Origin of the sequence: Mycobacterium gallinarum (assembly GCF_010726765.1) — a bacterium.
GTDB lineage: Bacteria > Actinomycetota > Actinomycetes > Mycobacteriales > Mycobacteriaceae > Mycobacterium > Mycobacterium gallinarum.
Genome location: NZ_AP022601.1, coordinates 2,783,396 through 2,795,289 on the forward strand (window position 1 = coordinate 2,783,396; position 11,894 = coordinate 2,795,289).

The window sequence follows — 11,894 nt, forward strand, 5'->3', positions numbered from 1 at the left end:
TGCACCAGACCCTCACCCACTACAGGTGAAAGCCATCCACAGAATCGCCTGGATCTCCGAACCCCCACACGATGTGGGCGGGTCACAGGTCTCGTGGTGCTCCTTAGAAAGGAGGTGATCCAGCCGCACCTTCCGGTACGGCTACCTTGTTACGACTTCGTCCCAATCGCCGATCCCACCTTCGACGGCTCCCTCCCACAAGGGGTTAGGCCACCGGCTTCGGGTGTTACCGACTTTCATGACGTGACGGGCGGTGTGTACAAGGCCCGGGAACGTATTCACCGCAGCGTTGCTGATCTGCGATTACTAGCGACTCCGACTTCACGGGGTCGAGTTGCAGACCCCGATCCGAACTGAGACCGGCTTTGAAAGGATTCGCTCCACCTCACGGCATCGCAGCCCTTTGTACCGGCCATTGTAGCATGTGTGAAGCCCTGGACATAAGGGGCATGATGACTTGACGTCATCCCCACCTTCCTCCGAGTTGACCCCGGCAGTCTCTCACGAGTCCCCACCATAACGTGCTGGCAACATGAGACAAGGGTTGCGCTCGTTGCGGGACTTAACCCAACATCTCACGACACGAGCTGACGACAGCCATGCACCACCTGCACACAGGCCACAAGGGAATACCTATCTCTAGGCACGTCCTGTGCATGTCAAACCCAGGTAAGGTTCTTCGCGTTGCATCGAATTAATCCACATGCTCCGCCGCTTGTGCGGGCCCCCGTCAATTTCTTTGAGTTTTAGCCTTGCGGCCGTACTCCCCAGGCGGGGTACTTAATGCGTTAGCTACGGCACGGATCCCAAGGAAGGAAACCCACACCTAGTACCCACCGTTTACGGCGTGGACTACCAGGGTATCTAATCCTGTTCGCTCCCCACGCTTTCGCTCCTCAGCGTCAGTTACTGCCCAGAGACCCGCCTTCGCCACCGGTGTTCCTCCTGATATCTGCGCATTCCACCGCTACACCAGGAATTCCAGTCTCCCCTGCAGTACTCAAGTCTGCCCGTATCGCCCGCACGCCCACAGTTGAGCTGTGAGTTTTCACGAACAACGCGACAAACCACCTACGAGCTCTTTACGCCCAGTAATTCCGGACAACGCTCGGACCCTACGTATTACCGCGGCTGCTGGCACGTAGTTGGCCGGTCCTTCTTCTACCCTACCGTCACTTGCGCTTCGTCGGAGCTGAAAGAGGTTTACAACCCGAAGGCCGTCATCCCTCACGCGGCGTCGCTGCATCAGGCTTGCGCCCATTGTGCAATATTCCCCACTGCTGCCTCCCGTAGGAGTCTGGGCCGTATCTCAGTCCCAGTGTGGCCGGTCACCCTCTCAGGCCGGCTACCCGTCGTCGCCTTGGTAGGCCATCACCCCACCAACAAGCTGATAGGCCGCGGGCCCATCCCACACCGCAAAAGCTTTCCACCACACGACATGCATCGCGTAGTCCTATCCGGTATTAGACCCAGTTTCCCAGGCTTATCCCAAAGTGCAGGGCAGATCACCCACGTGTTACTCACCCGTTCGCCACTCGAGTACCCCCGAAAGGGCCTTTCCGTTCGACTTGCATGTGTTAAGCACGCCGCCAGCGTTCGTCCTGAGCCAGAATCAAACTCTCCAAACAAAAACAACCCAACCACAAAAAGGCCAGGTGGAATTCGAATCAGAACAAGCCTGACACCATCAAGACACCAAAAACTGGCATCAAAAAAAACAGCCCACCCCTAAACGGGAAAAAGAGGCAGACCAAAAAACAACAACAAACAAAAACCACCAAACACACTATTGAGTTCTCAAACAACACACCCGGTTTTCAGGCAACCCTGCCACTGTACTCCATGTGGTCAGAGAGGTCAAACCCGGTCCGCCGATCCATTTGGACTGGGGCCCTTGGCTTCTGGACAAAATAGTACGCCTTCAACGACCCAGTCCCAAACCCGGGTCTCCGAGCCCTACGCGATGCGCTCGATCTCCGCCCCGAGGCTGGTCAAATTCTCCACGAACAGCGGATAACCGCGGTCGATGTGGAACACGTCGTGGACTTCGGTGTCGCCGTCGGCGACCAGCCCGGCCAGGACCAACCCGGCGCCGGCACGGATGTCCGAGGACCACACCGGAGCACTGGACAACTGCGGAATCCCTCGTATCACTGCATGGTGACCGTCTGTACGGGCGTCGGCGCCCAGCCGGATCATTTCCTCGACAAAGCGGAACCGCGCCTCGAAGACGTTCTCGGTGATCATCGAGGTGCCATCGGCAATGGACGCCAAGCCGATGGCCATCGGCTGCAGGTCCGTCGGGAAGCCCGGGAACGGCAGCGTGGCGACGTTGACCGCCTTCGGCCGCTCGTACTGGACCACCCGGAACCCGTTGTCGTCCTGGGTGACGGTGGCGCCGGCGTCGTGAAGCTTGTGCAGCACCAACTGCAGATGCTGTGGGTCAACACCGGTGACCGAGATGTCCCCGCGGGTCATGGCGGCCGCGATACCCCACGTCGCCGCCACGATGCGGTCACCGATGACCCGGTGCTCGGTCGGATGCAGGCGGTCGACCCCCGTGATCGTCATGGTCGACGTGCCCGCCCCCGATATCTGAGCGCCCATCTGGCTGAGCATCGTGCACAGGTCGACGACGTCGGGCTCACGCGCGGCGTTGTGAATGGTCGTGACACCCTCGGCGACGACCGCCGCCATCAAGATGTTCTCGGTGGCACCCACCGACGGGAACTCCAGCTGAATCTCTGCGCCTCGCAGGTGATCCGCCTCGGCAACAACGCAACCGTGTTCGATATTGCATCGCGCACCCAGCTGACGAAGTCCGGCCTGATGCATGTCCAACGGCCGCGACCCGATCGCATCACCGCCCGGCAGGGCGACCTTCGCGCGTTTGCAGCGCCCCACCAGCGGGCCGAGCACACATACCGACGCACGGAACTGACGGACCGCGGCGAAATCCGCGTCGTACTTGGGTTCATCGGGCGAGGTGATCCGCACGACGTCGCCCTCGAGCTCGACGGTCGCGCCGAGGCCGCGCAGCACCTCGGCCATCAACGGCACGTCCAGGATGTCGGGACAGTTCGTGATCGTGCTGGTGCCCTCTGCCAGCAGCGATGCCGCCATCAGCTTCAGAACGCTGTTCTTTGCCCCCCCGACGGCAACTTCGCCTGCTAACCGGTTTCCACCGGTCACCACGAATCGCTCGCTCACGCCGGTCAGTGTAAACAGCACCGTGGGCCGTGTCAGTTTCCCGACAGCTTTCCAGCCACCTTCTCCGGTACGGTTTCCACATGGCTGTTCATCTGACCCGTATCTATACGCGGACGGGTGACGACGGAACCACTGGACTCAGCGATTTCAGCAGGGTGTCAAAGAATGACGCCCGGCTCGCGGCCTACGCCGACTGTGACGAAACCAACGCCGCCATCGGCGTGGCGGTTGCTTTGGGAAGCCCGCGTGAGGAGATTCTCAAGGTTCTCAGGCAGATTCAGAACGACCTTTTCGACGCAGGCGCTGACCTGTCCACGCCGGTGGTCGAGAACCCCGAACATCCACAGCTGCGGATCTCCCAGAGCTATATCGACCGGCTCGAGGCGTGGTGCGACGAGTTCAACGCGGACTTACCGGCGTTGAATTCCTTTGTACTGCCTGGCGGTTCACCACTATCTGCGTTGCTGCACGTCGCTCGAACCGTGGCGCGGCGGGCCGAACGGTCGGCATGGTTTGCGGTCGAAACGCACGGGGAATCAATCAGCGTGCTGCCTGCCAAGTACCTCAACCGGCTCTCGGACCTGCTGTTCATTCTTTCCAGGGCAGCCAATCCGAACGGCGACGTACTGTGGCAACCCGGCGGTCCCGCAACAGGTTAGGACGTGCGGCGTCGCGCGCGTGGCGATGGCCTCGACTCAACCCACGACAGGAACGCCGTCAGGGCCCCGCGATCCAACGCCACCTCATAGCCGCGCCGGCGCTCGGGGCTGGTATCCCGAAGCTCGAGGACCACGATTTCGTCAGTCATGATGTCGAACTCGTCGCCTCTGGGCGCACGCCGTGACACTATCTCCAACCCTCGACGGCTCAGCGTGCGATCGGGCCACCATCGCATGCTGGACAGCCGATAGAAACCGGCTTCTCCACCGTGATACCGCATTACGCCATGCCGCCATCCGTGCCCGCCGATCGCGGGAACGTCACGCAAGATTGCGGCCGTACCGCCGACCTGCCGAAGCTTCCACAGCCGGTAGCACATCATCACGACGACCACCAGCAGCACACCAATCAGCGCGACCATGACGAACATGGACACGCTCATCGGCTGGCTAGTCGATCTGGCCTAGAGCGCGTAGACGCGCTCTGCCCCATGCTGCGGTCCGCTCATCGTCGGACTCCGAGTCCTGCTTTGCGCTGTCGCCGTTGATCTCCGACTCGAACTCGGCGTTCTCGACGAGGATCCGAACCGTCTCTTCGGTCACTGAGAGAAACCCACCGTCGACCGCGATCCGCAGATCGTCTTCGCCTTCGCGTTCGACGCGCACCATCGCGTCGTCGACGAGCTGAGCCACCAGCGGAATGTGATGCGGCAGAATGCCGATCTCTCCGGCGGTGGTGCGGGTGAAAACGAAAGTGGCCTCACCCGACCAGAGCTCGCGCTCGACGGCGACGATCTCGACGGTCATTTCGGCCATGAGCTAGTCGTCCTCGCTCTTGGAATCGTCGGCCTGCGCGTCCTTCTTCTCGTCCTTCTTGTCGTCCTTCTTCGACGAGCCGCCACTGCTGCCCTTGTCGATCTTGGCGCCGAGGCTTTCCGCCTTCTTCGCCAGATCGTCCAGGCCGCCGATGAGGAAGAACGCCTGCTCCGGCAAGTGGTCGAAGTCGCCCTTTGACAGCTTGTCGAAGGCCTCGACGGTCTCCTTGAGCGGCACCGTCGAACCAGGCTGGCCGGTGAACTGCTCGGCAGCCATCATGTTCTGGCTCAGGAAGCGCTCGATACGGCGAGCGCGCTGCACCAGCTGCTTGTCCTCTTCGGCGAGTTCATCGATACCGAGGATGGCGATGATGTCCTGAAGATCCTTGTAGCGCTGCAGGATTCGAATGACTTCCTGTGCAACCCGGTAGTGCTCGTCACCCACGACCGCGGGGTCGAGGATCGTCGAGCTGGACGCCAGCGGGTCCACCGCCGGGAAGATGCCCTTGGAGAACACCGCACGCGAGAGCTCCGTGGTGGCATCGAGGTGCGCGAACGTGGTCGCGGGCGCCGGGTCGGTGTAGTCGTCGGCGGGCACGTACACGGCCTGCATCGAGGTGATGGACTTGCCACGGGTAGAGGTGATGCGCTCCTGCAGCTCGCCCATCTCGTCGGCCAGCGTGGGCTGGTAACCCACGGCGGAAGGCATACGGCCGAGCAGCGTGGACACCTCGGAGCCGGCCTGGGTGAACCGGAAGATGTTGTCGATGAACAGAAGCACGTCCTGGCCCTGCTCGTCACGGAAGAACTCCGCCATGGTCAGCGCCGACAACGCGACCCTCATACGGGTGCCGGGCGGCTCGTCCATCTGACCGAACACCAGCGCGGTGTCCTTGAGCACGTCGGCGTCCGCCAACTCGACCCACAGGTCGTTGCCCTCACGGGTGCGCTCACCGACACCGGCGAACACCGAGGTACCACCGAAGTTGCGGGCGATGCGGTTGATCATCTCCTGGATGAGCACCGTCTTACCCACGCCGGCACCACCGAACAGGGCGATCTTGCCGCCACGCACATAGGGGGTCAGCAGGTCGACGACCTTGAGGCCGGTCTCCAGCATCTCGGTGCGAGGCTCGAGGTCGGCGAAGGCCGGCGGCTTGCGGTGGATCGACCAGTGGTCGAAGTCCTTGCCGTAGCCGGGCTCGTCGAGGCAGTCGCCAAGTGCGTTGAACACGTGGCCCTTCACGCCGTCGCCGACGGGCACCGAGATCGACGCGCCGGTGTCGGTCACCTCGACACCACGCACCAGGCCGTCGGTCGGCTGCATCGAGATGGCGCGCACGAGGTTGTCCCCCAGGTGCTGTGCGACCTCCAGCGTCAGCGTCTTCGCCATCTCCTTGTAGGTGATCTCGGCGTGCAACGCATTGAACAACTGGGGCACCGAGCCGCGCGGGAACTCCACGTCGACAACCGGACCCGTGATGCGGACTACTCGGCCTGCGGTCTTTTCTGCGGTAGCAGTCATATCTCTCTTCGCTTCCTGGAAGGGGCTTTGCTCGTCAAGTTATTTCGCGTCGGCCAGCGCGTTGGCGCCGCCGACGATCTCGCTGATTTCCTGGGTGATCTGCGCCTGACGTTCGCGGTTGGCCATCAAGGTCAGATCCTTGATCAGATCGTCGGCGTTATCGGTGGCGGACTTCATCGCGCGGCGTCGGGACGCCGATTCCGAAGCCGCGGCCTCCAACAGTGCGGCGTAGACACGGGTGGCGACATAGCGCGGCAGCAGAGCGTCGAACAACGTCTCGGGGTCCGGCTCGAACGAAAACAGCGTGTGTGGACCGTCTTCCGGCGTCTCGTCCTCGACGTATTCGACGACCATCGGCGCGATGCGTCGCGCTGCCGCACTCTGCGAGAGCATCGACTTGAACTCGGTGAACACGATGTGTAGTTCGTCGACGCCGAGGATGCCGTCCTCGCCGGGATCCTCACCCTCGTCGTCGGCACCGGACATGAACGCCGTCACCAGGGTGTCGGCGATCTCACGCGCTTGCTCGTAGGTGGGCCGCTCGGAGAAGCCGGTCCAGGACTCGGTCACCTCACGCTGGCGGAAGCTGAAGTAGCCCAACGCCTTCCGGCCGACCGTGTAGAGCACCGGCGTCTTGCCCTCTTCGCGCAGCAGCGAGAACAGTTCCTCGGACTGGCGCAGCACGTTGGCGTTGTAGGCACCGCACAGACCGCGGTCCGACGACACCACCAGCACACCGGCTCGCTTCGGGTTCTCCCGCTGGACCAGCAGCGGGTGGTCCAGCGCGCTGGCACTGGCGAGTTCGGTGAGCATGCTGGTGATCTCGGTCGAGAAGGGCCGGGCGGCCTCGACTCGGGCCTGCGCCTTGGCGATCCGCGACGTGGCGATCAGTTCCTGGGCCTTGGTGATCTTCTTGATCGACCCGGCGGAACGGATGCGCCCACGTAGCTCGCGCAGTGTTGCAGCCATCTAGCTTCTCCAGACCCTTTCTCGGCCTTTTCCGTCTCTACTTCTTACCGGCCTTGCGGACCTTGACGGATTCCTTCTCGACGTCTTCTTCGTCCATGGCCTCGGCGTCGGCCTCGTTCACCACGACCGAACTGCCATCGCTGGCCGAGAAGCCCTTCTTGAACTCGTTGATGACGTCCGACAGCTTCTCCTCGTCCTCCTCAGAGAGCTTCTTGGTCTCCCGGATCCCCTTGAGGATGTCGTCGTGGGAGGCCTTGACGTGCTCGAGCACCTCCTGCTCGAAACGCGCAACGTCTTCGATCGGAACCGAATCCAGGTGACCACCGGTGCCGAGGAAGATCGACACCACCTGGTTCTCGACGGGGTAAGGCGTGTACTGCGGCTGTTTGAGCAGCTCCACGAGCCTGGCGCCGCGGTCAAGCTGCGCCTTCGAGGCCGCGTCCAGATCGGAGGCGAAGGCGGCGAATGATTCGAGTTCGCGATACTGCGACAGCTCGAGACGCAGCGAGCCCGCGACCTCTTTCATGGCCTTGATCTGAGCGGCGCCGCCGACTCGGGACACCGAGACACCGACGTTGATGGCCGGACGCACACCCTGGTTGAACAGGTCGGACTCGAGGAAGCACTGGCCGTCGGTGATCGAGATGACGTTGGTCGGGATGAAGGCCGAGATGTCGTTGGCCTTCGTCTCGATGATCGGAAGTCCGGTCATCGAGCCGCCGCCCAGCTCATCGGACAGCTTCGCGCAACGCTCCAGGAGCCGCGAATGCAGGTAGAACACGTCGCCGGGGAAGGCCTCGCGACCCGGCGGGCGGCGCAGCAGCAGCGAGATCGCGCGGTAGGCGTCGGCCTGCTTGGACAGATCGTCGAACACGATCAGCACGTGCTTGCCGTCGTACATCCAGTGCTGGCCGATGGCCGAACCCGTGTAGGGCGCAAGCCATTTGAAGCCGGCCGCGTCCGAAGCGGGCGCCGCGACGATGGTGGTGTACTCCATCGCGCCACCGTCTTCGAGGGCGCGCTTCACGCTGGCGATCGTGGTGCCCTTCTGGCCGATCGCGACGTAGACGCAGCGCACCTGCTGCGCGGGGTCACCGGTCTCCCATGCCTCACGCTGGTTGAGGATGGTGTCGACGCAGACGGCGGTCTTGCCGGTCTTGCGGTCGCCGATGATCAGCTGACGCTGGCCGCGCCCGATCGGCGTCATGGCGTCGATGGCCTTGATGCCGGTCTGCAGCGGCTCCGAGACGCCCTGGCGCTGAACCACCGACGGCGCCTGCAGCTCGAGCGCGCGACGGGTGTCGGACTCGATGTCGCCCTGTCCGTCGATCGGCTCTCCGAGGGGGTTGATGACGCGCCCGAGGAAGGCGTCACCCACCGGCACCGAGAGAACGTCGCCGGTGCGCTTGACCTGCTGACCCTCTTCGATCTTCTCGAAGTCGCCGAGGATCACGGCACCGACGCTGTGCTCGTCGAGGTTCAGGGCCACCCCGAGCACGCCGCCGGGGAACTCGAGAAGCTCCTGCGTCATGACGGAGGGCAGACCCTCGACGTGGGCGATACCGTCACCTGCATCGATGACGGTGCCGATCTCTTCCCGCTCGGTGTCGGCGGAAAACGAGGATACGTAATCCTCGATGGCGCCTTCGATGTCAGCAGCGGAGATGGTCAACTCTGCCATGGTTTTTCGTCTTCCTGCCTAGCGTTAACGGGTGGTCTGGTGGTGTTCGGTCAATCCGGCAGCTGGTTCTCGGCGGCCGCCAGGCGAGATGCGATCGAGCCGTCGATCACCTCATCGCCGACGGTGATCGAGAGTCCGCCGAGCACATCTGGATCGACGTGTAACTGCACGGCCACGGGGTGCCCGTAGATCCGGGTGAGCACCTCGGTCAGCCGGTTGTGCTGTGCATCGGTGAGTTCGGCCGCCGCTGTCACGTGGGCGACGATCTCGCCTCGCCGCGCAACAGCCAGTTCGGCCAGGTCGATGACGGCCTCGTCGGCGCGTTCGCCGCGCAACAGCGTCACAGTCTGCGCAAGCAGCGCCTTGGCTGTCTCGTTGACGTCGCCGCCTCCGAGCACCTTGTCCAGCAGGGCGACTCGGCCGTCAACGGGCGCCGTGTAGTCACTCAGGACAGCCGTGAGATGCGGCTCGGCGTCGAGCACTCGGCCGAACCGGAAGAGCTGATCCTCCACGGCGTCGACTTCGTCGTTGACCTCTGCGAGTTTCAGCAGCGCCAACCGTGCGATGTGCTCGATACCGCCCAGCAGGTCAGCGTCGGTCGACCACCGCTGCGAAACCGCGGTGCGCAGGAGTTCCAGGGTATGGGTGTCCAGCTTGTCAGAAAGCAGGCTGTCGACGAGACGGACCTTGGCGTCAGGGTTGTCGCTGGGCTCCGCGAGATGCCGGTTCAGAATCGGCTCGGTCACGAGGAGCGTGACCACCGAAGCCAATTCGTCGGCCAACGTCTTCAGCCCCGGTTCGCGCAACCGGCCCGCCACGTTGTCGAATTCCTCCGACAACGCCGCCATCGCCTGCCGGCTGGCCGAACGCAACCTGGCCGACGCCCCGGTCTCGATCGCCGCGGTGGACGACGACATGCCGTCGAGTTCGTCGAGAAAACGGTCGACGGTCGCGGCCTGGGCGGCCGGATCAGCGACGTGATCACGCACCAGATCGGCAGCCTTTTGCACCGCGCCCTCGCCGAGGCCGTTGCGAAGCTGTCGGATGACCTGCTGACGTAGCAGCTGAATCTGCTGAGCGCCCTGAACCTTGATCCGCTCGGCGTCGGCGCCCGCCTGCTCCTGCAACTGCGCCGCGAGTCGTTCGGAGTCCTGTCGCGCTTCCTCGGTCACCTTCTCCGACTGAGCCTTGGCATCTTCAAGTGCCCTGGCGTGCATCGCGTCGGCGTCTTCGAGTTTCTTCGCCGCCTCGGCGCTCTCCTCGAGAGCGGCGCGGATCGCGTCCTGCTGCTTGTGCATCATGTCGCGCACGAGCGGGACGACCCACTTCATCAGAATGAAGACGATGACCGCGAAGCCGATCAGCTGGCCGATGAATGTCGACATTTACTGGCTCCCACCTGGTTTCACGTCGACGCCCAGAATCTTGCTGGCAAGCGTGGCCGACAGGCCATCGACCGACGAGTAAAGCTCCGTCTGCGTTGCCGCACCCTGCTGGGACAGCGTCTGCTCGGCGTCTCGCAGGGTGTCCGCGACCTCGCCGCTCGCCTCGGCACGCTTCTCTTCGATGACCTTCCGGCCGGCCGAACGAGCCTCGTCGCGGATGGCCGACGCCTCACTGCGCGCGCCGGCCATCTTTTCGTCGTAGTCGGCCTGTGCGGCCGCGAGCTGCTCAGCCGACTTGCGGTTGTCGGCCGCCGTCTTCGCCAGCATGGCTTCCCGTGCGGCGAGCACCTTGCCGACCGGCGGCACCACCCATTTCCAGATCACCGCGAGCGTGATCAGGAAGATGAGCAGCACGGCAAAGAAGGTTCCGTTGGGGACCAGAAAGTTGCTCTGTCCCCCGCCTTCTTCCGCGGCGAGGATCGTCGTGGTCAGTTCGGTCATGCTGTCGAACTACGACGCACCCGGCGTGGCGAAGACGAACAGCGCCATGAAGGCCAGGTTGATGAAGTAGGCCGCCTCGACCAGACCGACGGTGATGAAGAACGGTGTGAACAGCCGGCCCTGTGCCTCGGGCTGACGGGCGATGCCGGCGATCAACGCGTTACCCGCGATGCCGTCACCGATACCGGCACCGATGGCGCCGCCACCCATGATCAATCCACCGCCGATCAGAGCGCCAGCGGTGATGAGGGCGTTTGGATCCATTTCCTTTATCCTCCTTGATAACTGGCGGCCTCCGCCAGAGTTCGTGGTCGTTGGTGCTACAAGATTCAGTTGTTTCGGACTACCGCTCAGTGATGCTCGTCGTCGAGCTCCATCGATTGGCTGAAGTACAGGATCGTCAGCAGCGAGAAGATGAACGCCTGGATGAGGCCGACGAAGAGGTCGAAGGTCTTCCAGATCGCGTTGGGCGCCCACTGGATGTACCACGGGAACATTGCGATCAGCGCCACCAGGATGCCGCCGGCGAAGATGTTGCCGAAAAGTCGCAGTGCCAACGAGATCGGCTTTGCGAGCTCCTCGACGATGTTGATGGGCGCCAGCAGCGCCACGTGACCCTTGATCACCTTGATCGGGTGACCGAGGGGGCCGCGGCGCCAGAACCCGGCCGCGTGATAGCAGACGAACACGAACAGGGCGAGCGCGAGCACGAAGTTGATGTCTGAGGCGGGCGGCTTGTAGAGCTCGGCCGCAGCGCCGTCGGCTCCGCCGTACTGCAACGGCAGCACCGCCAGCCAGTTGGAGATGAGGATGAAGACGAAGATCGCGATGGACAGCGGCAGGACAAAGGGCGCCACCTTCATGCCGATGGCGCTCTCGATCTGATTGCGCATCTGGATGGTCAGCGCCTCCCAGAACAGCTGCACGCCACCGGGAACGCCGGTCGACGTGACCTTGGCGCGAAGCACGAATGCAAGGGCGATGACAATCAGCGCGGTGATACCGGTCGCCATGATGGTGTCGCCGTTGAACGTCATGCCGAACAGCTCGAACACCATCGTGTGATGGCCGACGTGAATAGCGGCGCCACCGCCGCCCTCCTCGGCCGCGAGAATGATCTCCGACGTCCCTGTCGTAGCCCAGTTCATG

At 63.2% G+C, this 11,894-nt stretch carries 11 protein-coding genes and 1 rRNA gene; 1 reads left to right on the forward strand and 11 read right to left on the reverse strand.

Annotation, left to right across the window (positions count from 1 at the left end):
• Positions 1–107 precede the first annotated feature (107 nt).
• Both G6N42_RS13510 and murA read right to left on the reverse strand, forming a co-directional pair.
• Positions 108–1,628: ribosomal RNA gene (locus tag G6N42_RS13510) — 16S ribosomal RNA — on the reverse strand.
• Between the two features lie 328 nt (positions 1,629–1,956).
• Positions 1,957–3,210 (reverse strand): UDP-N-acetylglucosamine 1-carboxyvinyltransferase, encoded by a 1,254-nt coding sequence (gene murA / locus G6N42_RS13515; protein ID WP_163730046.1) that lies wholly within the window; start codon positions 3,208–3,210, stop codon positions 1,957–1,959.
• Positions 3,211–3,290: 80 nt separating this feature from the next.
• Between murA and G6N42_RS13520 the strand changes: the two genes are divergently transcribed.
• Positions 3,291–3,869 carry a cob(I)yrinic acid a,c-diamide adenosyltransferase gene (locus tag G6N42_RS13520; protein ID WP_163730047.1) on the forward strand — a complete coding sequence of 193 codons (579 nt, stop codon included), beginning with the start codon at positions 3,291–3,293 and terminating at the stop codon, positions 3,867–3,869.
• On the opposite strand, the gene G6N42_RS13525 is transcribed toward G6N42_RS13520, so the two are convergent.
• From G6N42_RS13525 to atpB, 9 genes are all read right to left on the reverse strand, one after another.
• A complete protein-coding gene (locus G6N42_RS13525; RefSeq protein WP_163730048.1) occupies positions 3,866–4,312 on the reverse strand; it encodes a DUF2550 domain-containing protein in 447 nt (148 codons plus the stop codon). The two genes, G6N42_RS13520 and G6N42_RS13525, sit on opposite strands and share 4 nt — an antisense overlap.
• A 7-nt stretch (positions 4,313–4,319) precedes the next feature.
• Complete coding sequence (locus G6N42_RS13530) at positions 4,320–4,685, reverse strand: F0F1 ATP synthase subunit epsilon (protein WP_014212103.1); 366 nt, start codon at positions 4,683–4,685, stop codon at positions 4,320–4,322.
• A 3-nt stretch (positions 4,686–4,688) separates the two neighbouring features.
• Positions 4,689–6,209 carry a F0F1 ATP synthase subunit beta gene (gene atpD, locus G6N42_RS13535; RefSeq protein ID WP_163730049.1) on the reverse strand — a complete coding sequence of 507 codons (1,521 nt, stop codon included), beginning with the start codon at positions 6,207–6,209 and terminating at the stop codon, positions 4,689–4,691.
• Positions 6,210–6,248: 39 nt separating this feature from the next.
• A complete protein-coding gene (locus G6N42_RS13540; RefSeq protein ID WP_163730050.1) occupies positions 6,249–7,178 on the reverse strand; it encodes a F0F1 ATP synthase subunit gamma in 930 nt (309 codons plus the stop codon).
• Between the two features lie 37 nt (positions 7,179–7,215).
• Positions 7,216–8,859 (reverse strand): F0F1 ATP synthase subunit alpha, encoded by a 1,644-nt coding sequence (atpA, locus tag G6N42_RS13545; RefSeq protein ID WP_163730051.1) that lies wholly within the window; start codon positions 8,857–8,859, stop codon positions 7,216–7,218.
• A 50-nt stretch (positions 8,860–8,909) separates the two neighbouring features.
• Complete coding sequence (locus G6N42_RS13550) at positions 8,910–10,244, reverse strand: F0F1 ATP synthase subunit B/delta (protein ID WP_163730052.1); 1,335 nt, start codon at positions 10,242–10,244, stop codon at positions 8,910–8,912.
• A complete protein-coding gene (locus tag G6N42_RS13555; protein ID WP_163730053.1) occupies positions 10,245–10,745 on the reverse strand; it encodes a F0F1 ATP synthase subunit B in 501 nt (166 codons plus the stop codon). It abuts the gene before it with no gap.
• 9 nt (positions 10,746–10,754) lie between these two features.
• A complete protein-coding gene (locus G6N42_RS13560) occupies positions 10,755–11,009 on the reverse strand; it encodes a F0F1 ATP synthase subunit C (RefSeq protein ID WP_014212097.1) in 255 nt (84 codons plus the stop codon).
• Positions 11,010–11,095: 86 nt separating this feature from the next.
• Complete coding sequence (atpB, locus tag G6N42_RS13565; RefSeq protein ID WP_163730054.1) at positions 11,096–11,893, reverse strand: F0F1 ATP synthase subunit A; 798 nt, start codon at positions 11,891–11,893, stop codon at positions 11,096–11,098.
• Position 11,894: the final 1 nt, after the last annotated feature.